33 protein-coding genes and 1 pseudogene are annotated in these 25,308 nt (G+C 70.5%); 27 read left to right on the top strand and 7 right to left on the bottom strand.

Annotated features, from left to right (window positions below; translation table 11 throughout):
- Positions 1-2: 2 nt before the first annotated feature.
- From AB0N63_RS27670 to AB0N63_RS27635, 8 genes are all read left to right on the top strand, one after another.
- Positions 3-1,535: an integrase gene (locus tag AB0N63_RS27670; RefSeq protein WP_365532807.1), complete on the top strand. Its 1,533-nt coding sequence runs from the start codon at positions 3-5 to the stop codon at positions 1,533-1,535.
- Complete coding sequence (locus AB0N63_RS27665) at positions 1,532-3,409, top strand: hypothetical protein (RefSeq protein ID WP_365532806.1); 1,878 nt, start codon at positions 1,532-1,534, stop codon at positions 3,407-3,409. Before AB0N63_RS27670 ends, AB0N63_RS27665 begins: the two co-directional genes overlap by 4 nt.
- Positions 3,406-5,499: a hypothetical protein gene (locus AB0N63_RS27660; protein ID WP_365532805.1), complete on the top strand. Its 2,094-nt coding sequence runs from the start codon at positions 3,406-3,408 to the stop codon at positions 5,497-5,499. Before AB0N63_RS27665 ends, AB0N63_RS27660 begins: the two co-directional genes overlap by 4 nt.
- A 44-nt stretch (positions 5,500-5,543) precedes the next feature.
- The gene (locus AB0N63_RS27655) at positions 5,544-5,900 is read left to right on the top strand and encodes a hypothetical protein (protein WP_365532802.1); all 357 of its coding nucleotides are present in this window, start codon (positions 5,544-5,546) and stop codon (positions 5,898-5,900) included.
- A gap of 121 nt (positions 5,901-6,021) precedes the next feature.
- The gene (locus tag AB0N63_RS27650) at positions 6,022-6,354 is read left to right on the top strand and encodes a hypothetical protein (protein ID WP_365532800.1); all 333 of its coding nucleotides are present in this window, start codon (positions 6,022-6,024) and stop codon (positions 6,352-6,354) included.
- A 263-nt stretch (positions 6,355-6,617) separates the two neighbouring features.
- Entirely contained in the window at positions 6,618-7,043 is a 426-nt protein-coding gene (locus AB0N63_RS27645) for an RRQRL motif-containing zinc-binding protein (protein WP_365532799.1), read from the top strand.
- Between the two features lie 20 nt (positions 7,044-7,063).
- Entirely contained in the window at positions 7,064-7,309 is a 246-nt protein-coding gene (locus AB0N63_RS27640) for a hypothetical protein (protein ID WP_365532797.1), read from the top strand.
- The gene (locus AB0N63_RS27635; protein WP_365532795.1) at positions 7,306-7,602 is read left to right on the top strand and encodes a hypothetical protein; all 297 of its coding nucleotides are present in this window, start codon (positions 7,306-7,308) and stop codon (positions 7,600-7,602) included. The genes AB0N63_RS27640 and AB0N63_RS27635 overlap by 4 nt, the downstream gene beginning before the upstream one ends.
- A 408-nt stretch (positions 7,603-8,010) precedes the next feature.
- Here AB0N63_RS27635 and AB0N63_RS27630 read toward each other — a convergent pair whose 3' ends face one another.
- Together AB0N63_RS27630 and AB0N63_RS27625 are read right to left on the bottom strand one after the other, a co-directional pair.
- A complete protein-coding gene (locus AB0N63_RS27630) occupies positions 8,011-8,592 on the bottom strand; it encodes a hypothetical protein (protein WP_365532793.1) in 582 nt (193 codons plus the stop codon).
- Between the two features lie 106 nt (positions 8,593-8,698).
- Complete coding sequence (locus AB0N63_RS27625) at positions 8,699-9,274, bottom strand: Imm21 family immunity protein (RefSeq protein WP_365532791.1); 576 nt, start codon at positions 9,272-9,274, stop codon at positions 8,699-8,701.
- On the opposite strand from AB0N63_RS27625, the gene AB0N63_RS27620 reads away from it, so the two are divergent.
- The 12 genes from AB0N63_RS27620 to AB0N63_RS27565 all read left to right on the top strand — a co-directional run bounded on the left by AB0N63_RS27620 (position 9,273) and on the right by AB0N63_RS27565 (position 14,559).
- Positions 9,273-9,506, top strand: coding sequence for a hypothetical protein (locus AB0N63_RS27620; protein WP_365532789.1), 234 nt, complete (start codon positions 9,273-9,275; stop codon positions 9,504-9,506). The genes AB0N63_RS27625 and AB0N63_RS27620 overlap by 2 nt on opposite strands.
- Entirely contained in the window at positions 9,503-9,775 is a 273-nt protein-coding gene (locus AB0N63_RS27615; RefSeq protein WP_365532924.1) for a hypothetical protein, read from the top strand. Before AB0N63_RS27620 ends, AB0N63_RS27615 begins: the two co-directional genes overlap by 4 nt.
- A gap of 194 nt (positions 9,776-9,969) precedes the next feature.
- Positions 9,970-10,275, top strand: coding sequence for a hypothetical protein (locus tag AB0N63_RS27610; RefSeq protein ID WP_365532787.1), 306 nt, complete (start codon positions 9,970-9,972; stop codon positions 10,273-10,275).
- Positions 10,276-10,368: 93 nt separating this feature from the next.
- Positions 10,369-11,046, top strand: coding sequence for a GGDEF domain-containing protein (locus AB0N63_RS27605; protein WP_365532785.1), 678 nt, complete (start codon positions 10,369-10,371; stop codon positions 11,044-11,046).
- Positions 11,043-11,486: a hypothetical protein gene (locus tag AB0N63_RS27600; RefSeq protein ID WP_365532783.1), complete on the top strand. Its 444-nt coding sequence runs from the start codon at positions 11,043-11,045 to the stop codon at positions 11,484-11,486. Before AB0N63_RS27605 ends, AB0N63_RS27600 begins: the two co-directional genes overlap by 4 nt.
- Entirely contained in the window at positions 11,483-11,770 is a 288-nt protein-coding gene (locus AB0N63_RS27595; protein ID WP_365532782.1) for a hypothetical protein, read from the top strand. The genes AB0N63_RS27600 and AB0N63_RS27595 overlap by 4 nt, the downstream gene beginning before the upstream one ends.
- Positions 11,771-11,789: 19 nt before the next feature.
- A complete protein-coding gene (locus AB0N63_RS27590) occupies positions 11,790-11,975 on the top strand; it encodes a hypothetical protein (RefSeq protein WP_365532780.1) in 186 nt (61 codons plus the stop codon).
- 11 nt (positions 11,976-11,986) lie between these two features.
- On the top strand, positions 11,987-12,865 hold the full coding sequence (locus AB0N63_RS27585; RefSeq protein WP_365532778.1) for a hypothetical protein: 879 nt from the start codon (positions 11,987-11,989) through the stop codon (positions 12,863-12,865).
- Positions 12,865-13,347, top strand: coding sequence for a hypothetical protein (locus AB0N63_RS27580; RefSeq protein WP_365532777.1), 483 nt, complete (start codon positions 12,865-12,867; stop codon positions 13,345-13,347). The genes AB0N63_RS27585 and AB0N63_RS27580 overlap by 1 nt, the downstream gene beginning before the upstream one ends.
- Entirely contained in the window at positions 13,347-13,526 is a 180-nt protein-coding gene (locus AB0N63_RS27575; protein WP_365532922.1) for a hypothetical protein, read from the top strand. The genes AB0N63_RS27580 and AB0N63_RS27575 overlap by 1 nt, the downstream gene beginning before the upstream one ends.
- Positions 13,527-13,615: 89 nt before the next feature.
- Positions 13,616-14,035 (top strand): RNase adapter RapZ, encoded by a 420-nt coding sequence (locus AB0N63_RS27570; RefSeq protein ID WP_365532774.1) that lies wholly within the window; start codon positions 13,616-13,618, stop codon positions 14,033-14,035.
- Entirely contained in the window at positions 14,032-14,559 is a 528-nt protein-coding gene (locus AB0N63_RS27565) for a hypothetical protein (RefSeq protein WP_365532771.1), read from the top strand. The genes AB0N63_RS27570 and AB0N63_RS27565 overlap by 4 nt, the downstream gene beginning before the upstream one ends.
- 202 nt (positions 14,560-14,761) lie before the next feature.
- Here AB0N63_RS27565 and AB0N63_RS27560 read toward each other — a convergent pair whose 3' ends face one another.
- The 3 genes from AB0N63_RS27560 to AB0N63_RS27550 all read right to left on the bottom strand — a co-directional run bounded on the left by AB0N63_RS27560 (position 14,762) and on the right by AB0N63_RS27550 (position 17,484).
- Positions 14,762-15,676 carry a ParA family protein gene (locus tag AB0N63_RS27560; protein WP_365532769.1) on the bottom strand — a complete coding sequence of 305 codons (915 nt, stop codon included), beginning with the start codon at positions 15,674-15,676 and terminating at the stop codon, positions 14,762-14,764.
- Between the two features lie 31 nt (positions 15,677-15,707).
- Positions 15,708-17,177 carry a ParB/RepB/Spo0J family partition protein gene (locus tag AB0N63_RS27555; RefSeq protein ID WP_365532766.1) on the bottom strand — a complete coding sequence of 490 codons (1,470 nt, stop codon included), beginning with the start codon at positions 17,175-17,177 and terminating at the stop codon, positions 15,708-15,710.
- Positions 17,178-17,340: 163 nt separating this feature from the next.
- Positions 17,341-17,484, bottom strand: coding sequence for a hypothetical protein (locus AB0N63_RS27550; RefSeq protein WP_365532764.1), 144 nt, complete (start codon positions 17,482-17,484; stop codon positions 17,341-17,343).
- A 562-nt stretch (positions 17,485-18,046) separates the two neighbouring features.
- Here AB0N63_RS27550 and AB0N63_RS27545 point away from each other — a divergent pair.
- The 5 genes from AB0N63_RS27545 (at position 18,047) to AB0N63_RS27525 (ending at position 22,599) form a co-directional block, all read left to right on the top strand.
- Entirely contained in the window at positions 18,047-18,568 is a 522-nt protein-coding gene (locus AB0N63_RS27545) for a hypothetical protein (protein ID WP_365532762.1), read from the top strand.
- A gap of 242 nt (positions 18,569-18,810) precedes the next feature.
- On the top strand, positions 18,811-19,014 hold the full coding sequence (locus AB0N63_RS27540; RefSeq protein WP_365532760.1) for a hypothetical protein: 204 nt from the start codon (positions 18,811-18,813) through the stop codon (positions 19,012-19,014).
- Between the two features lie 673 nt (positions 19,015-19,687).
- Positions 19,688-21,607 (top strand): MobF family relaxase, encoded by a 1,920-nt coding sequence (gene mobF, locus AB0N63_RS27535; protein WP_365532758.1) that lies wholly within the window; start codon positions 19,688-19,690, stop codon positions 21,605-21,607.
- Between the two features lie 137 nt (positions 21,608-21,744).
- Positions 21,745-21,942 (top strand): hypothetical protein, encoded by a 198-nt coding sequence (locus tag AB0N63_RS27530; protein WP_365532756.1) that lies wholly within the window; start codon positions 21,745-21,747, stop codon positions 21,940-21,942.
- Between the two features lie 228 nt (positions 21,943-22,170).
- The gene (locus tag AB0N63_RS27525) at positions 22,171-22,599 is read left to right on the top strand and encodes a hypothetical protein (RefSeq protein ID WP_365532754.1); all 429 of its coding nucleotides are present in this window, start codon (positions 22,171-22,173) and stop codon (positions 22,597-22,599) included.
- Between the two features lie 1,104 nt (positions 22,600-23,703).
- Here AB0N63_RS27525 and AB0N63_RS27520 read toward each other — a convergent pair.
- Complete coding sequence (locus AB0N63_RS27520; RefSeq protein ID WP_365532751.1) at positions 23,704-23,838, bottom strand: hypothetical protein; 135 nt, start codon at positions 23,836-23,838, stop codon at positions 23,704-23,706.
- Positions 23,839-23,931: 93 nt separating this feature from the next.
- Between AB0N63_RS27520 and AB0N63_RS27515 the strand changes: the two genes are divergently transcribed.
- Positions 23,932-24,588 (top strand): hypothetical protein, encoded by a 657-nt coding sequence (locus AB0N63_RS27515; protein WP_365532749.1) that lies wholly within the window; start codon positions 23,932-23,934, stop codon positions 24,586-24,588.
- Positions 24,589-24,678: 90 nt separating this feature from the next.
- Positions 24,679-24,975, top strand: a complete 297-nt coding sequence (locus AB0N63_RS27510) for a hypothetical protein (RefSeq protein ID WP_365532747.1) — start codon at positions 24,679-24,681, stop codon at positions 24,973-24,975.
- A 55-nt stretch (positions 24,976-25,030) separates the two neighbouring features.
- Here the strand turns inward: AB0N63_RS27510 and AB0N63_RS27505 are convergent.
- Positions 25,031-25,225 (bottom strand): annotated as a pseudogene (locus AB0N63_RS27505) (DUF6233 domain-containing protein); the annotation flags it as partial.
- Positions 25,226-25,308 lie beyond the last annotated feature (83 nt).

Here is a 25,308-nt window from a genome sequence, read left to right as displayed (position 1 = left end):
GAGTGTTGCGGCTTGGAACCTGGTCAACCCACTTCACCAGTAGAGATCTGCCTGAGTCGGCAGAGCCAGCTGGCTACCTGCGCCTTCCCCCTGCGGAGTGGGAGCGATGGCTGGATGACCTGGGCATTCCCGACGGCACGCCGTACCTTCTCTCACCGACCTTCGCCTACGACGTCCACCTCAACTCGTACTTCCATCGGGTGGACTTCTTGGAGGGCCCGCTCAACAGCCAGAACAACAGAGCGTCTGCTTTGGCGCGGTTCTTGAACTTCCTGCACTCCAACCGAGGCGGGAAGGGCTGGCAGGACGCTACCGAGGCCGATCACCTCGCCTACCACCACTGGCGTCGACGTGACGTGCGCGGGCCCAGGGTCGACGGTGGTACGTGGAGCCAGGAGGTCTCACATCTCCAGCAGTTCTACCTGCACGCTGTGTCGAAGGGCTGGGTCAGCGAGGTTCCCATCCCGCAGCGAGCACCCAGGGAGTGGTCCGGCCACCAGGTGCCAGGCCCACGCCGGCCGGAAGGTCAGTCCGTACCGGCCACCTACGCCCATGACGAGGGTGGCGAGCGCATCGAGTGGTTGCCGGCCGCCTCATACCGCCGCTGGCGGGACGTCGGGGTGCGGGGCTACGGGCTCGACGGTCGTCCGCGGGCCGAGTTCCGAGGGCGCTGGAGCGAACGCAATGCCACATTCTGCGACTGCATGGTCCGCACCGGACTGCGCCTGTCCGAGCAGGCCCACCTTGTCGAATGGGAAGTGCGCACCGGACCCGGGCCGACGGGCTACAGCAGGTTCTGGCTCCCTGGCGCGATCGCCAAGCGGCACTCAGCCGGATGGATCTACGTTCCGGCCTCCGTCCGGAGGGATCTGACCGACTACGCCGTGCACGACCGCGCCGCGGTAGTGGAGGAGGCACAGGCCGACGGCCGTTACGAGAGGATTCGTCGCCCGCTGATCGTCGAGGACCGCGCCAGGGCGAACACCGCCCGCTACACCACCGGCGCACTGGCCGGGCGACTCGTGGATGTCCGTCTCCTGGGCCCGGCCGAACGCCGACGGCTGCTCGTGGAAACGGAGGCGGGGCTGGAGCCAGCCCTGTTCTGGCTTGGTGAGGGCGGTATGCCGCTGGCGGTGTCCACCTGGAAGGACATGTTCACCACCGCCAACCAGCGGTGCGCTGAGCTGGGGCTGGACCTGGCAGCTCACGCCCATCTTCTGAGGCATACCTTCGCCGTCATCACCCTCGAACAGCTGCAGCGTGGACACATCGCTGCCTTGGGCTCCCTCAACCTAGCTCAGCGCCTGCACTACGTCCGGATCTTCGGCGACCCCCTGGACTGGGTCCGCCGACGACTCCGACACGCCTCGGTGCTGAGCACCTTGATCTATCTGCACGCTCTGCAGGAACTGGAGATGGAGACCCGGATGGCGCTGGTGCCCGACAGCTGGGAAGACGTGCGAGACACCGCCGTCAACGATCTCGGTGACGAGGATCCTCCAGCGGACCTGGTCGTCGCCGGGGTGAGCGGATGAGCCGCCGCGGCCGAGGCAGCACCGGACCGGGGCGCGTGTCGGTTCTGCCCGACGGAGACTACGAGCCACCGGCCGCGAGCCGGCAGCGCAACGGCGGCCTCGTGGTCGAGTTCACGGGGGATGACGGCCGCCGCAAGAGATTCGACTTCAGCCGCCTGCCCATGCCTGGCTGGCAGGGGTTCCTTGCCGAGGCGTTCACCCATCGGACTGGTCCCGGCGGAGGGCTGCGGACGCTCGCGAGTGTCGACAACTGCTGGCGGATGATCAGGGAGTGGGCTCACTTCCTGCAGGACCTTGGCGGGACGGCCTCCACGCCGGAGGAACTGTCCGAGGAGCACGTGCAGGCGTTTTTCGACGACACCGGTGGCACGGCCACGGGCCGCTACCAACTGCAGGCGGAGATTCGTACGCTCCTGTCGGAGCAGCGCTTGACCGGCCGCATTCCCGAGGCGGCCATGAGCGCGCTCAGCCGGACGATCCCCAAGCCCATCAGCACACCGGTCGGCGGCTACTCGAATGGAGAGTGGGACCGGCTGAGCGCGGCGGCTCGCGCGGACACCGCCCGCGTCGCACGGCGGATCCGGGCATCGGAGGACCTGCTCCGAAGATTTCGAACAGAACCAGGGAGGCTGAGCGCAGCGGAGTGCGCCCGCGGCGAGCTCCTGGACGCGATGGCGACGACCGGCGTGGTTCCCGCGTTCAAGGGAGGGCCGGGAGACCGCGAGCGACGCGATCTTGCGGCGCAGCTGTTCGTGACCTGGCAGGACCTGGCGCCGATTCTGGTACTGCTCGCGATCGTGTCCGCGCGCAACGGCGAGACCTTAAAGGAGCTGCCGGCCAAGCACCGGATGCTGGATGGCCGCGCCGTTGAACTGGAGGTCATCAAGCGACGCCGCGGCCCCCGGCGCTGGTTCGAGACCGTGACCTGGGAAGTCGGTCCGGCGGGCCGGGAGCTGCACACCGCCGGAGGTGTCTACCTGTTGTTGCTGGAGCTGACCGCGCGGAGCCGCGCCATCTGCGGCTCATCGTCGGCCACCTGCTTGTGGCGCAACGGGAACAGGTCCGGCATCGCAGTCACGAAGGAGGAGCACTGGGCACCATTCGAGCAAGCCCTGCGGAAGGGGCGGGGCGCCGAACCGGGCGCCTGGGCGAAGAGCCGGCACCCTCCTCTGCTGGCCGATCGCGACGATGACCGGCACGAGCCTGCGCTGCTACAGGTCTCGTTCAACCGGATCAAGACCACCGCCGACGCCCGGCGGACCAAGGAGATGGGCGGACATCTGCCCTCGGCGGCGAAGACGAACACCGCGCAGGTGCTGTTCACCAACTACCTGGCTGCCGATGAGGCGACCCGCGAATGGGCCGAGGAGGTCATGGCTGAAGCCCTGGTCGACGCTGAGCAGGCAGCTATCCAAGCCCACCAAACGGCCCTTGAGTCGAGGGGCGGTGAACCCACCGTGATCCCTGGGCCAGCGACACCGGGAGACCTCAGGAATGCCGGCCTGGACGAGGCGTCGGCTCAGAACCTGGCCAGCGGCAGCTTGGACGCCGCCTGGACCGCCTGCGCGGATCACGGCCGCCACCCGGTCAGCGGGACTACCTGCGAAGATTCCTTCCTGGACTGCTTCCACTGCGGAAACTGCCTGGTCACCCGTGACCACCTGCCCCGGCTCGTGGCCTTGAGCGACGCGCTGCTGAAGCGCAAACAGCAGATGAACGAGCTCGACTGGTGGCACCGCTACGGACCGGCCTGGGTGGCGATCAAGCGAGACATCCTCACCAAGTTTGACCCGGCCGAGGTCGCTGATGCCCGCGACCAGAAACCGCACGACGCCCTGCTCGACCTCATCGAGCCCACCTGGGAGCACCCATGACCGCAGCCACGGCCCTCAAGGGCCCAGCTCCCCGCCGACGTCCCGACTCGGACCCGTACGTCCTGCGGACCCGCCAGCTGCGGCCCGGCGTCACGCTCAAGCAGACCAGCCGCTACAGCGACGATGTCTGGCAGCTGACGTTCGCGCTCCTGCAGGAGCACCAGCGATCCTTCATCCTGAACTTCCTCAGCGTCCCGGAGCGGTTCCGGCCAGCGGCGAAGAGGCTGTTCTACTGCCTGCTGACAGCGGATCCGCCCGACGGCGAGGATCCGATCAGCGTGCACACCGTCCGCTCGTACTTCTCTGCGATCAAGGCGCTGATGCTCTGGCTGGACAAGCGGTGGCCACCTGCCCGAACCACGCTGCGGGAACTGACGCCTCAAGATCTGGACGCATACAACCGGCACCTGCTGGCGACCTACCCGCATCAGCCCACCAACCGCTGCAGCCACCGCACGACCATCCGGATCTTGTGGCGCTGGCGGACCCGCCTGGGGCCCGAGGCCTTCCGTTTCTACCCACTCCGCCTCGACGGCTGGAGCGCGAACCAGGCCGCCCGCCAGACCGAGAACACCACCGACCGCCTGCCCGAGCCCGTCATGGGTCCCCTACTGGGCTGGGCGTTTCGGTTCGTGGACGAGTTCTCGGCCGACATCCTGCGAGCCGAACAGCGTTGGCGGCAGCCGCGCCTTGGCCGGGCCACCTACCCGCGCCGCAAGGGCGCCATCGAAGCCCGGCTTCGGCACATGCTCAACGTCCACATCGCCCGAAAGCGGCCCCTGCCCGGTCATGAGGGGCATCCGAATGTCGAGCACATCGCCCGCACGCTGGGCTGCAACCGCAAGGCAGTCGACGCCCACATGCACTTGATCATTGACGCTGCTGCCGTCGTCGGGATCGCCCCGTTCAGCTACTTCGACACCGACATCACGGGACGGTTGGACGGCGAGCCGTGGATCGACGGCATCGCCACTTTCCACCTGGCCAGCACGAGCCTCGCGAGTCTCCGCCGCCACCTACAAGCCGCCTGCTACATCGTGATCGCCTTCCTCAGCGGTATGCGTGACTCGGAGGTCAAACACCTCCGCCGCGGGTGTCTACAGACCCATCGAGACGAGGACGGCAACCCCTACCGCTGGAAACTCCGCAGCCTCGCCTTCAAGGGAGAACGAGACACAGCCGGCATCCCGGCGACCTGGATCGTCGGGGAACCCGTCGCCCGCGCGGTCAAGGTGCTGGAAGCTCTCCAGCGACCAGGAGTGGACTACCTCTTCTACGTCCTCGGCGATGGCCCGCGAAAGCAGAAGGCGACGTTCGCCGCCATGACCGGCAATGCGACGAACCAGCAGCTCAACCGCTTCGTCACCTGGATCAACGACTACTGCTCGAACAAGGGGCGCTCCGACTTCGTTCCGAAGGTCAACAAGATGGTCTTCCGTCTCAAGACGAGCCATTTTCGCCGCACCCTCGCCTGGTTCATCGCTCGCCGCCCCGGCGGGGTCATCGCCGGGGCTCTGCAATACCGACACCACAGCATCCAGATGTTCGAGGGCTATGCCGGCACCAGCGACTCCGGCTTCAGAGCAGAAGTGGAAAGCGAGCAGGCGCTCAGCCGCGGAGAGTTCTACACGGAGAAGACCGAGGCTCACGAACACACCGACTTCATGGGCCCCGCTGCGGAGGAAGTCGCACTGCGCCTACAGGACTTCGGTGAACGTGCCCAATTTCAAGGGCAGCTTGCGCTCTCCAAGAATCGACTCCTTCGGATCATGCGGCGCCATGACCCAGGTGTCTATCCCGGGATCTACATCACCTGCGTCCACGACCCGGCCAAAGCGCTCTGCGAGAAGGCGCGGCGCGGCCGCGGCGAAGGGCTCCCTGAACACGGCGGCTGCCAACCCCTGGCCTGTCGCAACGTGGCCCTCACCCTCGAGAACACACAGGCATGGCAGCGAGAACTCGACAGGATCGGGCGGCGACTCACGTCCCGCCCCCTGCTGCCCCCGCTGGTCGCTCACCGCCTCAACCAGCGTCGAGCCGAGATCACGCAGTTCCTGCTCAGCAACGGAATCCCGGTGACCGCCCCGTGATCTCTCCGGACCAGGACCTACCGCACGCACTCGTCCGCAAGCGCATGGAGGAGATGCTGGCCGCCTGCCGAGATGCCAACCGTCGACCGAGCGTCCTCGGATTGGCCCGCAGCCTCGGCATGAGCAACACGACCTTCCGTCGTCGATATCCCGACCTTGTCCAGGAGATCTCCACCCACCGAACGACCTCCAACGACGAAGCAACGCGTGAGCCATCAACCCAGGACACCCTGATCGCTCGCAACGCCAAACTGCGGCGCCGCAACCGCGAACTCACCGCCGCACTTGGTCTCGCCACTGCCCAAATCCAGTACGTCACTCTAGAAAACGCCCGACTCCGAGAGGCCCTCGAAGCTCGAGAAGGAGTCACTCGCCTGAGCAGCCGACCGCGCCTCCGCTGACGCCCCCTTCAGCCGGTCCCAGACAACGGCGCCCGGTGGTCAACGGTCAACCACAAACCCAGTCCACAACATCGCGCAGCACTCCGCCGGTCTCCCGGTCGCAGCCTCCACCGTCTACACGTTGTGGCTGGTCACCGGCATCACCGGCCTGGCCCTCGGCTACCTCTCCCGGAACAACGGCGTGCGCGCGATGTGGACCGGATGGGGCGCGGCCACCGTGGTCATGGTCTGGACGGCCACCCCGCAGGCCGGCCGACCCGTCGCGGCCGGGCTCGCCGTCCTCGCCTGGACGTTCCTGTCCGCGGTCGCGATGCGCGGCTTGACCCTGCGCCGCCGCGTCGTCGCCGGCCGCCCGGCCAAGGTCACCGTCAAGCCCGAGATTCACGTTCCCGTGCAGCCCCCGGCCCCGGCCGCTGAGCAGCACCCGCACAGCAGCTGCCCCTTCCGGGACTGACCTCCGGTCGCTCCGCCTGGTCCTCGCCCACCCCGCTCGCGGGTGGGCGAGGACTGGACAGGCCGACCGGCCACCTCGCACCGCGCCCCGCCGACACCAGCACGACGTCGGCGGGGCGTGGCGCTTGCTGTCCACCGACACCAGGAGGAACCGCTCGTGCTCATCCCCTGCCCGCGCCGCCAGATCGGCCGGCCCCGCCCGCAGCGTCCCGGCCCCCGCTACCCGCAGCCTCCCACCCGGCTCCCCGGCGCCTGGAGCAGGTGATGGCCGACCAGGACCAGGACCTGGTCGACGTCGACCCGTACGACCCCGGCGACGGCTCCTTACCGATCTTCCGGTGGAAGCAGGCCGGGCACGCGAACCTCGCCACCCGCCGCCAGCTGCGGGAGATGGGACTGCGCCCCGGCGGCCAGGAGCCCGTCGCCCGGATCGAATGCCGCGGCGGGAAGCGGTGGGCGTGGCTGTACCGGATCGACCTGGCGAAGCCGAAGCTCCCGATGACCCTCGCGAAGGAAGCCGCGCTCGACAAGGCCATGGCGGCTCGCCAGACGTGCGGCACCTGCCGCCGACGCTACTTCCACTGCATCCCCCTCAAGACCTTGGGCTGCTGCTTGGAGTGCTTCGACGGCACGCCCGCCGCCCCCGCCTCCTACATCGCTCCCCCGGCCAAGCACCTGCTGGCCGCCTGATCCCGAGAGGACCACCGCCCATGAGCACCGCTGTCCGCGCCCCCGCCTTCACCGAGCCCGAGCGGCCCAAGAACCTCCAGATCCGGTTCGTCACGCTCGGCGGATTGTTCGTCGACGTCACCGGCCTCGGGGAGCACCTCAAGAACCGCTGGAAGTGCCACGGCTGCAAGGCCACCTCGCAGTTCCCGGAGGAGGACTACCTGTTCAGCATCCGCGAGAAGGCGAACGACCACGCCGCCGCCTGCCGCGCGATCCCGCTGACGTGACCGGTCGCCACCTCCGCGCCACCCTGCTGCTCGCCGCCGCCGTCCCGCTCGCCGCGGCGACGGCCGCCGCCGCGCTCCGGGCCGGCCACTGGCGGCTGTACGCCGACCGGCACCGCATCGAGCTGACGCCCCGGCCCCGCTGCTCCTGCCCCGACTGCCGGGGCGTGGGCGGCTGGTGGGTCGGCGGCGCGAACCCGGAGATGGAGGCGTGCGGCTGCTGGTCGGACCGGCGCGAGCTGCGCGTCCGGCTCCTGCCCGTCCCGGCCTGCCCGGACAACGAGCCCCCGTTCTGAACGACCCGACCCCGGCCACACCGGCCGGGGTCGGGACCGTCGGGTGGCCGCGCCTCGGCAAAGGGCCGGCCACCCCGCTCCCTCACCCTCTTCGAGATCAGGAGACCCCCAGCATGCCCCGTCTCACCACCGAACGTCTGGCCCTCTTCGGCACTCTGCTGGCCACCTTCGGCGAGCTGCACCCCCTGTGCGACCACTGGGTGCAGGGCTCGAAGACGGCGATGCGCAAGCGCCTGTACGGCAAGGACCTGGTCCACGCCGACGGCTCCCCCGCCACGCCGGACTCCACCCGCCCGACCATGACCAGCAGCGCCCTCGGTCGCCGCGCGGTGGCCTGCCACGTCGCCTCGTACACCGCCGTGCAGCTCGGGGCGAGCGTCGCGCTCACCCGCGCGTTCGGCTACCGCGTCACCCGGCAGGACCATCGACTTCCAGGACGACAGCCGTTCCAGCGACGGTCCGGTCTTCGTGCATGGCGATCGTTTGGCCGGGCTGGAGGTGCCGCCACTGCGAGGGGTCGAGGGGTGCGAGCCGCACCGAGGCTCGCTCGCCGGGCCCCAGGGAGGGAGTGGATTCGACCCAGATGCTCGCGATGTTGAGGGTCGGTTCGCCGGTCGGGGTTCGGTTACCGATGTTCCACATCGGCCGGAGAACGCCGGCTCCGGAGAAGGGGGTCTGCCGTCGGCTCTCGCTGGCTGGTCGGATTGTGAGGTCAGCTCGGATGATCCCGTTGCGGACTTCATAGCAGCGCCAGTGGCACCAGGCAGCGCTGTTCTTCAAGTACATCTGCTCAGCGGCCGTGGCGAGGGTCTCCCAGAAACTGAGCGGAAGCGGGCGGACGTCGCCAAGTTCCTCCAGCAGACCGAGGGCCACCTCCCACTCATCGTGGGTGAGGTAGTCCCAGACGTCGTTGATCGTGATGTCGTTCTGGGTGGCGATCTCTTCGGGGACCAGCAGGGAAGCGGCTTCCAGCAGCTTGGGGACATCCATCCCCTGATTCTGGACCACGGTGTCCTGACTGCCGCTGGGAGAGCCGGATGATGCCCCTCGGAGACATCGCGACCTCGGCGACCCTCGACTCGGGGTAAGCCGAGGGTCATGCAGGAAGGAGCTGGACGACCCCCACCCACGGGAAGTCGCCCGTCTTGTGACTCGCGCGAACGCTCCAGCGTCCTGCGGACAGTGGAATCTGGGCCTGCTCAGGCAGACCTCCCTGGTCTGGGTACTCCACAGCGAGATCCGCTCCAGCTACGGCGGAGTCCAGGAGGACCGCCGGCCCATCGGTCTCCCATATGCCACAGTCCTCCCAGTCGGTAGCCGGATCGTTCAGAACGTCCCGCGCGGCCGCGAGGAGCTCAGCATCCGAATCGGCGGCGAGCCACCGCACGAAGACCGTCTGCTCAGAGAGGTAGCACGTCGTGGCTGGCTCGTCAGCCAGCACCAGCCCCGAGGCTGCGGCACCAACATCGACGATCCCGGCCCAGCCCTCCACGTCACATGCGCGGTCGTAGTCGTCGGGCACCTCGGTCCCTCCGACGATCAACCCGTCCTCCGTGCAGCCGCCCCACTGGTCTACAGCAGAGGCCGGGATAACGATCAACGGGCCGCCCATCGACTGCACCCAAGCGAGGTCGGCGTGGAGGTATCGAGAGCTGTTGCGAGACGACGTCATGCGATCAGTCTGCCCGCGCCCACCGACACCGACTGAGGAGCTATTCCGCACCAGCCAATATCCGAACCTGCCGATACTGCTGGAGCGGATCGCCACCAAGACCGGCAAGGGCGGCTTCTACAAGCTCGCCGACTTCGGCATGAACGGGGCCTTCCACCTGGACTCCGCCTGGCACCACGGCTGGGAGACCCTCGCCGCGCTGGTCGCCACCACCAAGGCCACCACCCGGTGACCGGCCGCACCCGCAGCCGCCTGGACCGGATGCGCGCCGCCGCTGGCATCGCCCAGCTCGCCCTCCAGCAGATCGAGGACGACCTGAACGCCGACGACGTCGACGCCGGCGAACTCGCCGGGATCCTGCGCGAGCTCCAGGAGGACGTCGACGCCCCCGGCGGCCTCCACTGCGTGGTCCAGGTCGCCGATCGACGCCCACATTGCGCTCGGTCCCGCCGGCCGCCGCTCGCCTCTACGCCCAGGGCCGCGCCGCCGGCCTGGCCGTAGCCGCCCAGCACCAGGCCCGCCGCGACGCCTACGTCCTCGACGCACTGCGCGGCGTCGGCCTCGACGCCCCCGTCCCGGCTGCCGCCTGACGGACACTCCGCGCCGCTCCGGCCCACGACAAGGCCGGGGCGGCCGCGGTGGCCCCTCAAGCACCCAACTCCCCCGGGACCAGGACCAGAGAGGAGACAGACGTCATGCCGAACCACGAAATCTACGAGGTCGACGTCCCGATACACCACACCACCGACCCCGACCGGCGCGGACTGCACGTCTTCACCGGCGTCGCCGACTCCCCGGCCACGGCCCTGCGCCGCGCGCATGAGGCGTACGACGCCGCGCTCGCCGCGCACACGGCCGGCCTCGAGATCCCCGGCCAGCGGCCGGACAGCTGGGGAGCGCGCGGGCTGCGGCCCGGCTGGGAGCTGGAGTGGCCCGCCGCGAAGACCGGCCGCTGGCACAACCCCCTCAACTGGACCAGCCGCGGCGACTACGCGCTGTAGATCCGCCCCGGGACAGGCGCACATCGGCGTCCAAACCAGTTCGCCTGTCCCGGGTCCACCCATCCCGTACGAGACGAGACGGAGAACCCAAGTATGTCGTCCCTCCTGCAGGTTCAGGGCCGGATCGGCCAACGCACCCTCTTACTGACCACCGCCGCCCTGCCGCTGACCGGCTGGGCGGTACACGCGGTCACCCTGCACAAGCAGCTCGCCGCGACCCGCCGCGACCCGCTGACCGGCCTGCTGCGCCGCGACGCCTACACCGCCCGCGCCCGCCGGCTCCTGGCCCGCCACGGCGACAACACGGCGCTGGTCATGGTCGACGCCGACCACTTCAAGGCCGTGAACGACGACTTCGGGCACCCGGCCGGGGACGCGGTCCTCGCCGCTTTCGGCGCTCGGCTCTCTGCGTGGGCGGGCCCGCGCGCCGCCGTCGGGCGCCTGGGCGGCGACGAGTTCGCGGTCGTCCTGGAGCTGCCCGCCACCAAGCTCGGGCAGCGCCTCGCGCAGCTGGTCCGGATGCTGCACACCCCCGTCGTCCTGGACGACGGCCGCACCGTCGACGTGGCCGCCTCGGTCGGCGCCGCGACCCCCGACGTCCTCGGCTCCCGCGACCTGAGCCTGCTGCAGCGGGCCGCCGACGCGGCCCTGTACGACGGCAAACACACCGGCCGCGCGGTCCTCGCCACCCCCGCGCACACCACGGTCCCGTCCATCAACGGCCGCCGCGCCGGGCGCCCGGGCACGGCCGTCTGGGGGAGGGCCGCATGAACACCACGACCCTTCCGCATGGCGACTGGATCTGCGGCATCAGCGTCCAGCAGCCGCACGCCGCCTGCATCCTCGCCGGGGCCAAGACGGTGGAGAACCGCCCGAGGCCCTGGTCCTGGCGCGGCTGGATGCTCCTGCACGCGGGCCAGCGGATCGACCGGCCCGCCCTGCGCGTCCCGCTGATCGCCCGCACGATCCGCGGCCGGGAGCTGACCACCGGAGCCGTGATCGGCCTCGCGCGCCTGGTCGACTGCCACCAGGACCCCGCAGGCTCCGAGCCCTGCACGCCGTGGGCGGAGGCCGGCGCCTGGCACCTGGTCCTTAGGGACGTCCACGAGCTGCCGCTGCCGGTCCCCGCCGCCGGGCAGCTCGGACCGTGGCAGCCGACCGAGGACCTGCTGGAGAGCGTGTTCCAGCAGTTGCCCGCCTTCCGGCCGTGACCCGCCCGGGACGCACGAAGAAGGAGGAGTCGCCGTTTGAGCCGGGCCTGATCCCGGCTCCCGGCGAGCTCCTCGTCTGGCGCGACGGCCGGCACTTCGACCGCTGGCAGGACCTGCCCTGCACGCTGTGCGGCCAGGCCACGCCCATGCGCTCCCACTCCGGCGAGCCCGTGCACAAGGCCTGCGCGGAGTCCTGGCTCAGCGCCCACCCCGTTGAGGCCCGCCGCGGGCGGTTCGCCTCCGACCCCACGTCGAAGCCCAAGGGCGACGGCGACCACGCCTGACCTCCACCTGGAGGAACCCATGAGCACCACCGACCGCGACGTCGACTACGCCGTCGACCACGCCCTCGCCTACCCCGAGCCGCCGGCCTCCCCACTCTGGCACCGCCACGGCGCGAAGGCCCGGCCCCTCACCGACGCCCAGCGCCAGCGCAACCGCGAACTGCTGGAGATCGCCCAGCGCAAGCCCCGCACCAGGGCCGCGTAGGAGGGCCGGCCATGTTCACCGACATGAAAGAGGCCCTCACAGCCGAGGCCCTCGAACTCACCCCGCTCGGCAGCGACCAGAGCGCCGCCGCCTCCGTGGTGGTCACCCGCCACGCCCGCGACAAGGACGACCTCGCCGACCTGTTGGGCGCGCTCGGGCTGCCTTGCAGCGAGGACGACCTGGTGCCTCTGCTCCCCCACGTCACCACCCCCGACACCCCGACGACTGGAGTCCCGATGCCCGTCAACGCCTTCACCGCCACCGCCGTCTCCATGCTGAACAACGGCGACAGCCCCGAGCACGTCCGCGAGACCCTCGGCCTGTCGGAGGCCGAACTCGCCGACGCCCTCCAGCACGCCAAGACCGCCGAAGCCGTCCAGAACGCCGGACTGCCCGCTCCCGACGCGGACACGAAGGACAGCACCAGCCCCCTGGAGACGGCCGCCGTGGCGCCCGGCAGCACGATGGACATCGACGGGATCGAGGCTCTGCTCGCGTGGGCGGAGAACCACCAGGCCGCCTCTATCCGCAACCGGGCCGCCCGGGTCCGCAGCGACCTCACCGAGCTGACGGAACGCCGTACTGCCGACGCCGCGCAGCGCGCGGCGGAGGAGCGGGTCGCCAAGGCCAGGGCCGAACTGGAGGCCGCGCAGGCACAGCTGCGCCAGGTGAAGACCGGCGGTCGCGCCGCCACGGAGGACCAGGCCACCACCGCCGTGGTCGCCACCCCGGAGTCGAACGGCAAACGCAGCAAGGAGGAACTGGCCGCGATCCGCACCTGGGCGCAGGCCCACGGCCACCAGGTCGCCGACCGGGGCACCCCGGCCAAGGGGGTCCTGGACGCGTACGACGCGGTCTTCGGCCCCAACGGCATGGCGGAGGCGAGCTGATGGACACCAAGCCCTTCACCGTTGACGGCTGGGTCGAAGCGATACCCGCTCCCGGCCCGCGCGGCACCGCCACCTTCGACCTGATCGTCCGACCCGCCGACATCGACGCGCTCCCCGACGACGCCCCCGACACGGTCGTCACCTGCACCAGCGAAGACCCCCGGATCACCCACGAGCTGCTGGCCGGCGTACAGCCCGGCGACCTGCTGCGCGTCACCGGCACTCTGGTCCAGCCGCCGGCGCCCGGCGAGCCCGCCCGGCTCACCGTCGACGCCCTGGAGGTCCTGGACACCGGACTCATCCCGGTCCTGCGGGACATGGTGATGGACCGCTACGGCGACTACTGCGTCATCTTCGACGCCGACCACGAGAAGGTGCCCGTCTTCACCGCGCTCGGGCGGTGGGTCGGCCTGGCGGACAACCCTGACGCCATCGCCACCCTCATCGACATCCACGAGCGCGTGACCGGCGGTGACGCCTGATGGCCACCACGATGTCCTCCCGCGAAGTCCTGGAGCGGTTCCCCGCCGGAGGCCCCCGCGGCTCCTGGCCGGCCGAAGAGTACGCCGCCGCCCAGCGTGCCCAAGGCGTCAACGCTCAGGTCGTCATGGACCTGCGCACCGACCAGTTCCTCGTGGTCACCGACACCACCACCCAGTAGCACCGACCGGAGCGCCGCACCCCGCCCTTCCCGGCCGGTCGCGGCGCTCCACGCGTTCCCGCCCTTCACCCCCCGAGCAGGAGGCACCCTTGCACCCGATCCGTCTGATCTCGTTCGGCTACCTGCACCTGCCCACCGGCCCGGACGGCTCCCCGGTCCCGCCCGCCGCCGACCGGATCGAGGACGTCCGCGACCGGCTCCGCGACCCGGCCGCCGCCCGCGACATCCTCGACCTCGACGGCCTCAACCCCCGCGTCCAGGACGTCGTCCTCGCCACGCCCGGCGCCCGCGAGCTGCTCGCCAACCTCGCCGACTACGCCGACCTGCCCGCCGGCCCCCGCCGCATCGCCATTGGATGTGCAGGCGGCAGGCACAGGGCATCCGGACTCACCGAACTCCTGGCCCGCAAACTGCGCGCCCGCGGCCGCCAGGTCCACATCGAACACCTCCACGTCCATCTCCCGCGCGTCCTCAAGGCGGCCGACCCCAGCACCGGAGCGAACGCATGACGACCACCGGCCTGTACGACCTGGTGACCAGCGAGGGCGACGACGGCACCATGCACCCCGCCGAACAGCTCTGGACGCCCGGCGAGGACGCGGTGGAGAACGGCTTCATCGTCCATCGCGGCGTGCACGTCACCGGCATCGACGACCCCACCGACGATCACATCTACCCGGTCGGCTTCGTCGTCCTCGGACACCATCGGTGGGCCGACATCATCGAGGCCGCCGCCGCGTACATGGCCCGCGTCCAGGGCTGGAGGAACCTGCATTTGTACCCCGGCGACGACCCGGCGGTGCTCATCCCCCGCCTCCCGCGCGCAGTCCTCACGCACGGCGTCTTCTTACGGCACCCGCACCCGGATCACGGCTGTGGGTGCGAGTGGGATGAGACGTGGCGGATGGTGTGGGCGCCAGCCGATGAGCCCGGCGCCGTACCGATCACCGCCATGCGGCATCCCGCCGCCGCGGTGACGGCCGCCGGCATCCCCAACCCCGACGAAGGCGCCCCTGGAACCTGGGCAGCATGACCCCGACGCGGTGCGGATGAGGGCCCGTGCTCCTGTGCCGGGACAGGGGTACGGGCCCTCACGCGTTTCCAGGAGTGGAAACAAGAGTTCCCAAGTCGTTCGACTCGCTCGAACATCGGAAGTAGACAAGGGCCCGGTCCCCGCGAGCTGCGGAGACCGGGCCCTTTTTGCGTTCCTGCCGTCTTGTTTCCCGCGGGAAACGTCAGGCGCGGCGGTCGAAGCCGAGCGCGGTGGCGACCTTGTTGTACTCCTGGGCGGGCATGCTGTTCGGCGCGAAGATCGGCACCGGGCAGTCGTCGCGGTAGATCTTTGGCATCTCGCCGGACCAGTGAACGAGCGGCAACAGCAGTTCGCCGTAGGCGTCTTCCACCTCTGCGAGCGTCTTGAAGTGCTCCTTGGTGCCGTATGACGAGTTGGGCGCGGCGCAGGCGAGGATCCGCTTCACCTCGGGGGAGATGCCCTTGGTGATGTACTTCCGCTGCGTTCGGATCTCGTGGAGCTTCTTCTCCAGTCGCACGAGTGCGCCGGCCTCCTTGAAGGTGCACAGCACCGGTGGAAGGACTTCGCCGTCGACGTCCTTGTCCAGGGCGATGAACGCGGTGACGGTAGTGCGCCCGTAGGTGGCCGGGCAGTCGATGAGGACGGCGTCCCACTCGCCGTCCATCGCCGCCAGGCCGTCGCGGATCCAGTACGAGTCGGCGTTGCGGTGGTCGTTGAGGAGCCGCTCGGCTTCGTCGATGTCGGGGTCGTCGATGTTGCCGGGGACGATGAACAGATTGTCGATCAGCTCGTACGCGGCGTCCGGGTCCTCCGGGTCGATCTCGTCGACCTGGTACCGGGCCTGGACGACAGCGTCCTTCAGCTCGGCCTGTTCCTTCATGACGTCCGTGATCCCGAGCTGCCCGTCCCGGAACGCGCTGTAGCCCAGGACCTGGCTGCTGTTGCACTGCGGGTCCAGGTCGATGACGAGGACCCGGTACCCGCGCTGCGCGATGATCGTGGCGAGGCTGGTGCAGGAGCTGGTCTTGGCGGTGCCGCCGGCCTTGAGGGCAAAAACGAGGACGCGGGTCTTCTCAAGGACGCGTGCTCTGGCGAGCGCTGCGGTGTTGCTGTTCATAGAAGTCTCCGGAGAGCCGGGAGGGCGGTGTTCACTTCGCCTCCTGGGGGGAGAGGCCAAGCAGTTCCTGCTCGTACTCGGTCGGCTGGTAGGCGACCTTGCTGGTGATGAGGAACTTCAGGTGCGCGCGGTCGCGGTCGTCCCATTCGCGGTCGGTTCGGGAGGCGCGTACCTCGTTAGCGGCGAGGGCGATGGCGAACGCGGCCCGGCGCTTCAGGTTGGCATCACCGTCAGCAGCGACCGCGTCGAAGTAGGCGGCCGCCCGCCCGGCCTTGGGCCCCTTCCCCAGTTCCCTCAGCCACTCATGGGCGCGGGTGGCCGCCTCCTTCCACTCCTTCGGGTTGAGCACGGCGTTGACCAGGAGCGCGTTGACTTCGGAGGCGCCGGCGTACCGCTCTTCGGAGAGGATCAGTCGGCATGCGAGGTCGCGCTGCTCGGCTGACTCGGCTGCTGCAAGGAGCCTGCTCCGGCTCTCGGACATATCCTCGGACTCGGTCCCACCGGACGACTTGCCGTCTGTGGCGTTGTCACCGGTCGTCTGGTGCGGGATCGACGTCTCGGCCTGCTGCTGGCCGGAGGGACCCGCCTGTTCTGTTCCCTGCTCCTGGTCGTGTTTCCCGCGGGAAACACGACCGTCGCCCCCCGTCTCCGACGTGTCATCGACGGGAGCGGAGCCGCTCGACTTCGTGTTTCCCGCAGGAAACACAGTTGCTTCGAGCTTGAGCCGGTTCTTCGCAGCCTCCGCCGTGATCTTCTCGTCCTTCATCCAGCCGAATGCCTTCAGCTGGAGAGTGTGCGCAGCCTCGGAGGAGTTGTTGTCCTGGTCGTCCTTGATGGTCGACAGCGTGTAGCCGGCCTTGGGCGAGGTGCTGCCCGCGTGGATCGAGTCCTGGATCTCCTGCGGGAGGTCCAGCAGGTTGAGGATCCGGGTGACGCTTCCCCGGCTGTCGTAGCCAGCCCGCTCGGCGATCTGCTCACCGGTCAGGCCGCGCCGCCGCAACAGGTCAAGCTGGAGGGCCTGCTCGATGGGGGTGAGGTTCTCCCGATCCTTGTTCTCACTGATCAGGTTCTCCTCGACCGTGCGCTCCTTGGCCCACTTGTCGCGGAGGATCACCAGCATCGGCTTCCCGGCCTTGAGCGCAGCCTCACGGCGACGGTGGCCGGGGCCAAGGATGTAGGTCCGATCTGGGTGCGGCACCTGGTCCGCCCACTCCGGGTACATCTCCATGAACAGATCGGTGTGCATCACGGCACCGGGCGTGTGCACCCCCTGACGCTGGATGCTGTCGACGAGTTCGTCGATGTTCCCCAGCCCGAGACGCTGGTTCATGGGGTTCGGGCTGATGTCGGCCGGGTCGTGCTCGAACAGCTCCCCGTCCTCGGGGTCAAGCGTGTGAATCCCCGAGGGTCCCGGGTTGGGCACGTCGACCCCGGCCTTCGCCCGCTCTTGGTTGAGCTTGCCGCCGCCCTTGTTCCGCATGGGCTTGCGTGGCGCGGTCATGAGTCCTCCGGGATGGTGCTGTGGTGATAACGGAGGGAACCCTAGCGGTCGCCCCCACAGCGGAGAGCCCCTTGGGCGCCGATGTTCGCTCCGAAGGGCTGAGCGATGGTCGGCCTGTCGTGTTTCCCGCGGGAAACACGACAGACCGGGACTGCCACAGGCGTCACTGGACCAGGTGCCACAGCAGCACGAGCGGCGAGATGCCGGTGGTGGCGTGGCCCAGGATTTCGGCTGCCGCCCAGGTGCCGGCCGTATAGCCGAACCCGGCGAGGAAGTGCCGGGTGGTGAGCCGGACCGCCTTCCACATCAGCGCGCGGAGGCGGGCGCTGAGTATGCGCAGGCGGCGAGTAGACCGCTGACGGCGGTTGGGCTGGGCAGGCTGCGGAGCGTCCGCAATGGACACGAGTCCCCCTACGGGTACAGACGGGCCAGGGTGATCGGCTGCGCCGGGGGCGCAGCGTCCGCGGGGAGTCGCCGCGCGGTCGGCCGTCCTCGTAGGGGTGGTGCTCATTAGCCCGAGGTGGCTGTGAGATGCAGCGTAGGGCACATCGGGGCGGTTGGTTCCCCCGTTTGTGGAAGCCATGGCCTTCTCCTCTCGATCAAGGGAGCCGGACCATGGACCACCCAAGACGCTTACGTCGCGGGCTCGATCACGGCTCTCCTTCACCCCCTGGAGCGGGAGGGATGCCTCGGGACAGCAAGACGTGGCGCAGAAGTTCGGCGCGTAGCAGATCGGCGTGCTTACGTCGCGTCGTGGCGGCCGGTGGCCGTACGAGGGCGTAGGACCGGCAGTGCCGACTACCGGGCGGGTCCCGCCACCGCTGGCCCCACCGGTCGCGGGGACACCGGGCTGCCCGTAGACCAGACCTATGGTCCTTCGGCCGCCGGTGGAGCCGATGCTGGCGCAGGCCCGCGACACGGTGCCCGCGCCCGGCGCGCTGCCCGGTGAGCTGCGATTTCAGCCGGAGTTCGATGGCTACCGGGCGCTCGTCTTCACTCCATGGCCGGCCCTCGGCCCGCTGCTGCTGCAGTCGCGCCGGGGCAGCCTCATGCAGAGTCGTTTCCCGGAGCTCGTGGACGCGGCCGACCACCTGCCCGACGGCCTGGTCCTCGATGGCGAGCTGGTCGTGTGGGTGGAAGGTCAGATGTCGTTCGAGGCGTTGCAGCGGCGAGCGGTCTCCTCAGGCCGGACCGCTGCCCGTCTCGCCCAGGAGATGCCGGCGCACTTCATCGCCTTCGATCTTCTCCAGATCGACGGCCAGGAGCTGCTGCACGTCCCGTACGGCGAGCGGCGCGTACAGATGGAGCAGCTGTTCACCGACCGGGGGCTGAGCGCCCGTGGGCGCTCTGCCCCGAGACCACGGAGGTGGCGACGGCGCAGGAGTGGCTGACCTCCTGGACGCAGGTGCCCGGTGTCGAACGTCTGGTGATCCGGGGGAGCGGGCAGCGGTACTGAGGCCATGGTCGGCGCGATCACCGGCACCATGCGCCGGCCGCAGACGCTCGTGCTGGGCCGTTTCGACGCGGAGGGTGCGCTCCGGCCGGTCGGCCGCAGTACGCCGCTGCGGCCGGACGCGGCGCGCGACCTGGCCGGGCAGCTGACCCCGGCAGGGCCCGGCCATCCCTGGGGGGCGTGCGGTTCACGACTTCCTGGGGCTCGCGGACGCCACTCGACGTCGTGCTGGTCGAACCGGAGCTGGTCGCCGAGATCATGGTGGACACGGCGCAAGAGCGCGGGTCATGGCGGCATCCGGTGCGCTTCGCCCGGCTCCGGCTGGACGTCGCGGTCACGGACTTCCCGCCCTTCGGGGCGGGCGCCGAGCCCGCCAGTGGCTGACCGCTCCTTCCCTGCCGCCCTCGATGCCGTCCGGGCCGCGTCACGGGCTGGTGAGGATGTCGTGGGTGCCGATGCGACGCCAGATGACGTGTGTACACCGGGGTGTATCGCTGGCCCGTACTGCCAGGTCGCTCGTCCGTTGCCGTCCCAGGTCAACTCGAAGACGCCAGGCACGCTGCGGACGCCCTTCACGCGGAGGCCAGCGCGGAAGCGACCGCGTCCGGTGCGCAAGTCGTCGACGAAGGCAGCCACGGCCTGGCGGAAGCGGCGGCGCTGGTCGGGGGTGAGGCGGTGAAGGTCGGAGGTGAAGCGGGGTAGGGCCTCGTAGGTCGGCACGTCGGTCCTCCAGACAGCAAGAAACCCCCGGCGTTGCCGGGGGCGGAGAGTCGGTGACGTGGTGCAGGGCGCGGCGTCTTTGGCCGCTGGGTGGGGGAGCGGTACGCAGATGTGCGCTGGTTGACGGTGAAGTCGTCTACTGGCGTTTTTCGGTGTTGGTGAGGCGTGTGTGACTGGCTGCCGCGCAGCATTTACATGGCCCTGGTGGTGTCCGCCGGGCGGGCACGGTGCCGCCGCGAGCGCCCGCCGGGCGGGATCGGCCGTGAAGTTCCGGTGAACTCTCCCACCTCACGGGACCGCGCTTCTTAGCAGGTCAGAGCCGGTGTGTGCTGTGGAGATGCTGAGTGTCGCGAAGATCCAGAGGCGTAACGCGTGGCGGTACTACATACGCGGAGTGGCTTTCGGGGACGGCCGCCGTCCGGCCGGTCAGTCGTTGAAGACCGCCCAGGAGTTGGCCGGGCTCCCACCGGGACGGTGGCTGGGGCGTGGTCTGCGTGCGCTGGGGCTCACTGAGGGCGCGGAGGTGTCCGAGCGTCAGCTGGAGCTGCTGTTCGGCGAGTGCCGGCACCCGGACGCGGACCGCATCGAGCGCGGCCTCCTGGACGACGGCGTCGACGCGGCGACGGCCCGTCGGCTGACGGTGCTGGGGCAGCCGATCGAGGAGATCGAGGCCCGCAAGCAGACTCCGCTGCTCGGCATGGACTTCACCTTCCGGCCGCAGGCGTCGCTGGTCGTGCTGTGGGCGCTGGGTGACGCCACCGTGCGCCGGGTCATCGAGCGGGCCCACGAGCGGGCCGTCGCCATGGCGCTGCGCTGGTTGGAGGATGAGGTTGCCGAGACCCGGTGGGCGTCAGGCCGCGGCCGCGCGAAGACGCCCGCGCTCGTGGTCGCCGCCTTCCGGCACATCGACAACCGCGACGGGCTGCCGCTTCTGCACGAGCACTGCCTGATCCTCAACCGCGTCCAGCGCCTGGGCGTCGACGGCGATCCGGTGTGGGGCGCTCTGGACACCTACCGCCTCTACCAGAACGTGGTGGCCGCCGGGACGCTCTACACCCTGGCGATGACGACCGAGGTGTGCGAGACCCTGGGGCTGGCGACCGTGCCGCGCGAGGTCACGCCGGGCCTGCGTCCGGTCATGGAGATCGCCGGAGTGCCCGAGGACCTCATCAACTGGTCGGCGTCCCGCCGTCAGCGCATCGAGGACGCCCTGGAGGTGCTCACCGACCAGTACGTGAAGGACCACGGCCACCTGCCCTCAGAGCGCGGCCGTCACCAACTGGGCTGGTGGGCGGCGCAGGAGACCCGGCCCGCGAAGAAGAAGCCGAAGCCGCTTCAGCAGCTGCTCGCGTGGTGGCGCGCCTCCGCGATACTCCGCTTCGGCCAGCAGCTCATCGACAGCCTCCTGGACAGGTGCCGGGCCGCGGGGGCGGCGATCCGGGCGCGGGTGGATCCCACCGTGGACGTGACGCTCGCCGCCGTCGACGTCGCCGCGGTCGTCTTCACCGTGCGCGAGAAGTTCTCCCGGCGCCACATCCTGGCCGAAGCGCGCCGGCACCTGCTGGAGACGCTGCGCGGCGGCGAGTTCTCCCGCGGCCTGGACGACTACATCGCCGACCGGGCCTTGCTCCGGTACTCCCGCCGTCACACGGTCACGAAGCCCGGCCGGGAAGCGCCGGCGGCGGACCGGATGACCTACACCGCCGACTTCCCGGTGCCGCACCGGTGGTGGATCGCCCCCGCCCAAGGCACACCGCCACGGGAGTCCAGCCGCTACGAGCGGGCCCGAGTCGCCAGCCTTGCCGTGCAGAACGCCATACGCGACGCCCGCATCCGAGTCGACACCGCCACTGCCACCGAGGCGACGACCTCAACCGTCTTTGCACCCGCCGCTCACCACGACCTCGAGGGCGAGACGGCGTCCGCTCCCCACGCCGTCGACCACCCGGGCCGGGACGCCGTCCTGGCCCCGGCGCAGCGGGCCGCCGCCGTCCAGGCCCACCAGCAGGCCGCGATGCCCGAGGAGTACCTGGAGGGCCGCACGACCGACCCGGCGACGTGGCTGCGCACTCCAAAGAACCTGGACCGGCTCGCCGCCTTCACCCGCGCCGCCGACACCCGCCGCCGCGCCATGGAGAACCGAAAGACGCCGGCCGCCGACCCGGCCAGTCCAGTCGCCAAGCACCGCCAGGAGCACGAGCAGCAGCGCCAGCAGCCCGACCCCGGCCCCGGCCACGGCCATGGTCTGCGGCCGTGACGCGCCGTGCGGGCCGCGCGGCGGGACGGACGGCGAAGTCACCGCGCCAGACGCCGGGACGCGACCGGCGGCCCACCCCAAAGCCACCCGGGAGCGGGGAGGGTGCCGGGGCCCGACCCTCAAGCACGGAGGTCCCCATGGTTGCCCCGACTCCGCCGCACCTTTCGCCGGAGCAGCGCGAGCGCCTGGAGCAGCTCGCCGACGCCGCCCGGCTGCGCATGGCGCTGTACCCGTCGTCGAAGCCGCCGCCCGTCCGGCGCCGCTCCCGTTCACGGCAGTACCCCCGTGGCCGGCCGAACCTGTGGCGCACCGCGCGGGGCCGCCGCCGGGGATGAGTGGACGCGATGGACTCCACCGCGCACCATGCACGGAGGGGAGTGGAGACCACGGTGGTGCGGATCGGCCGGTCCACTCGGTGCGCTCCACCTGGTGGGGGAGTGCGGTGCATCGTGCACAACTCAACGCGCCGCGCATCTGCCGGTGCGCCTCCGCGCGCTGCTGTCCCCGGCGGCTGGTGCGCGTGGCGCGCGACGGCCGCCAGGAGTCGGCTCTACGATCCGCGCGTGGGACAGACCCCGGCACAGAAGGCCGCGAAGGCGGCACGCGGGCAGCAGCCGAAGAAGCGGCCCGGCAAGGCGCAGCGCGAGGCGTCTCTGCGGGCGCAGGCGGCGAAGAAGAAGGCGGGCGGCGGGAAGCCGGCCGCGAAGAAGACGGCGGCGAAGAAGGCGGTGCCGCTGCCGCGCGGCTCGGTGCGCGCCGCCTACCCGGGCACCTGCCCGGCCTGCTTCAAGGACTACGCCAAGGGCGAGGTCATCACGAAGGTGACCGAGGGCTGGGGACACCCCGGCTGTGCGCCCCGACAGATGTCGGCAGCCGAGCGGGAGTTCGCCAGGAACAAGGCCCGGATCGAGAGCGGCGAGACGTTCCGCGGCCAGAAGCCCTCGGACTGGCGGCGCGGAGCCTCGCCGTCCACCACACGTCCCGCCCGCTGAACTCCGCCCGGACGCTGCTGCGCCGGTCACGGACAAACCCACCCTGCAAGGGTTGGTCAAGGCGAAAACGGACGCCTGCCGGGTCTGGTCGTCAGACCGCGGACAAGGGGTCCTTCCTCATGGTGGCCCCGGCCTGTGCGCACATCCGCGCGCGGGTCGGACGACCGCCGACCCGGCCAGCAGGCCGGAGGAACGAGGACACCGTGCCCGCTCCCGACCGACCCACCCCTTCCCGCCGCCCCGCGCGGCCGCGATCCTGGAGCCCGACCCCTCACGCTGTCGCCGCCCGGCCTGGCCGCGCCCGGCGTAGCGGCTGCTGGGCAAGCCCCGGTGAGGCCCTGCCGTCGGCGCTTGCGTTCCCACTGCCGAAGCCACTTCCGTGCCCGGCGGCCACGCACCCGGTATTTCCCCTTGTCAGCGCGGGTTTTCGGGGCTGCCCTGGATCGTCACAACCCTCTTCTCTCCCCTTGGCCTTGAGTTGGTTGTCGGTGGTGGGGGAGATCATCGGGTCCGGGGGCCCGGTCCCCTCCACGGCCGGGGGCCGGCGCCCGGCCGCTGGCCGGTCGCGGACGACGGGAGGGCGAGCCTGATGGCGGGCAAGCGCAAGGAGAACGAGGCGGGATCGAGCAACGACCTGCGCGCGGATGTGCTGCGCGTCCTCGGGGTGCTCAAGGTCGCTACTGCCGACCAGATCCAGCGGCTGTCCTCGCCGCACCTGACCTACCGGCACACCCTCAAGCCGACGGCGGCCAAGCGGAAGGAAGCCCGCACGGCCTCCCACCGGGCAGCGGTGAACGACCTTCGGCGTCACGGCCTGGCCGTCGACGGCGGCCGCACGCGGGGCGGTGAGGAGACCCGGCTGCTCACGAAGGACGGTCTGGCCGCCGCCGCGATCGACCTGGACCGTGAGATCGAGGAGATGGGCGGCATGCCCAAGAGCGCGGGCCGCTCCGGCGCCTCGCACCCGATGACGGTGAACGAGACGGTCATCGCGCTGATCCGTCCGAAGCCGAACCTGAGCAAGGTCATGCGGGAGCCGGCCGAAGCCGTCGCGGCCGCGCGGGCCGCCGTCGACGCACCCGACGGGATCGGCACCCTCGCCTCCTACGCCACCGAGGTCGCGCTCCCGGTGAAGGGCACCTGGAAGAACCCCGCGATCGGCAGCGCCCGCGCCGACGTCGTCCTGACCGCCCCGGAGGCCGGGGTGCCGCTGCTGTTCATCGAGGTCGACAACTGCACCGAGGAAGAGCCGTCCTCATCGCGCAGAAGTTCGACAAGTACGCCCGGTTCTTCCTGCGGCAGGAGAAGGACACCGACGGCTTCGAGAAGCCGATGTGGCGCACCCGCTGGTCCGCACCCGCCGCCGATGAGTACGAGCGGGTGCACCCGCCGATCCTGCTCGTCTTCCACCAGGTCGGCCAGCGCTCCGCCAAGAGCCAGATGGCCAGGGTCGCCGACCTCACCCGCCACCACTGGCAGGGACGGTGGCATCCCGAGGGCGGCTACCACTCCTACGACCGCTGCATCCCGATCGTGGCGACCACGCTGGAGGAGCTGCGCGAGCACGGCCCGGCCGGGCCCGCCTTCTGGCGCTTCGGCCGCGACCGCCGCCAGCCGCTGCTGGACGCGATCGGCAATGCCCGCCGGGACGCCTACCTTGCCCGCCGCCGCCAGGCCGCCAGGGAAGAGGAACGGCGCCGTGCGGAGCGGGAAGCCGCGCAGCGGGAGGCGCGGCGGCCGGTCTGCGCGGACTGCGGGCAGAAGTTCACAGACGACCGGTGGGAGGCGATCGGTTACACCCGGGACTGGAGCAAGCGCCAGTCGCACCCGCACCTGTGCGAGGACTGCCAGGACCGGGCCGTCGCAGCGGAACAGCAGGCTGAAGCCGACGAACGCGAGCGCCAGGAGCAGGAGCGCCTTCGCCAGGAGGCAGAGGAACAGGCCGCCGCGCAGAAGGCCGGCGGCTGGCTCTCCCGCTTCCGCACCTGACCCGGGCAAGCCGCCGCCGACCACGCGGGCAAGCCCAAGGCAGCCCTGGGCAAGCCCGCGTTGTCGGTGGCGGCTGCAACGCTTGGTCGGATGAACGGCGATGAGCAACTGCTGAACGGCCGGGTCTACGGCGCGGACCACGACGACCCCCACCCCGGCCCGCTCCCACACCGGACCTACGCCGAACTGGTCGGCGGGCCGCTGGACGGCCTGCTGCTGGACATCCACGGCTGGCGGACCGAGGAAGTCGACGACGGTGTCGCCCTGTCCACCGAACTGTCGCGGTGGCCCGGCGGCCGCGCCCTATACGACCCACGCCCTGGCGAACCCCGCACGCCCGGCCCGGGTGTGAGCTGCCGCTTCTACTACTCCGGCGACACGCCCTGACCACAGGCCCGACCACGGCACCAGTCGCCCCGACCACAGAGCCGACCACGGCAGGTCAGGAGTCGGTGATGTGGTCGAACCCGCTCAGCATCGGTGTCAGCTCCTGAGCGCAGCCGCACAGCGTGCACAGCCGCGTCCCTGGGTTCTCCGCGACGTTCAACGCGTGCTCCACATCGAGCAGTGGTGCGCCCTGCGGAGCCTGTTCGCAATCCGGCGTGTGCAGCACGCCCCGGGTCGGGCCCCGCCCCTCGGTGGTTTTGCGAGTGGGGGGCTGCGGTGCGGGGGCGATGACTAGGTCGGCCTGACCGGAGTCGGCACCCGCCAGGCGGGGGC

Source organism: Streptomyces sp. NPDC093260, assembly GCF_040683715.1.
Taxonomy (GTDB): domain Bacteria; phylum Actinomycetota; class Actinomycetes; order Streptomycetales; family Streptomycetaceae; genus Streptomyces; species Streptomyces sennicomposti.
This window is presented reverse-complemented; position numbering and strand designations above follow the sequence as displayed.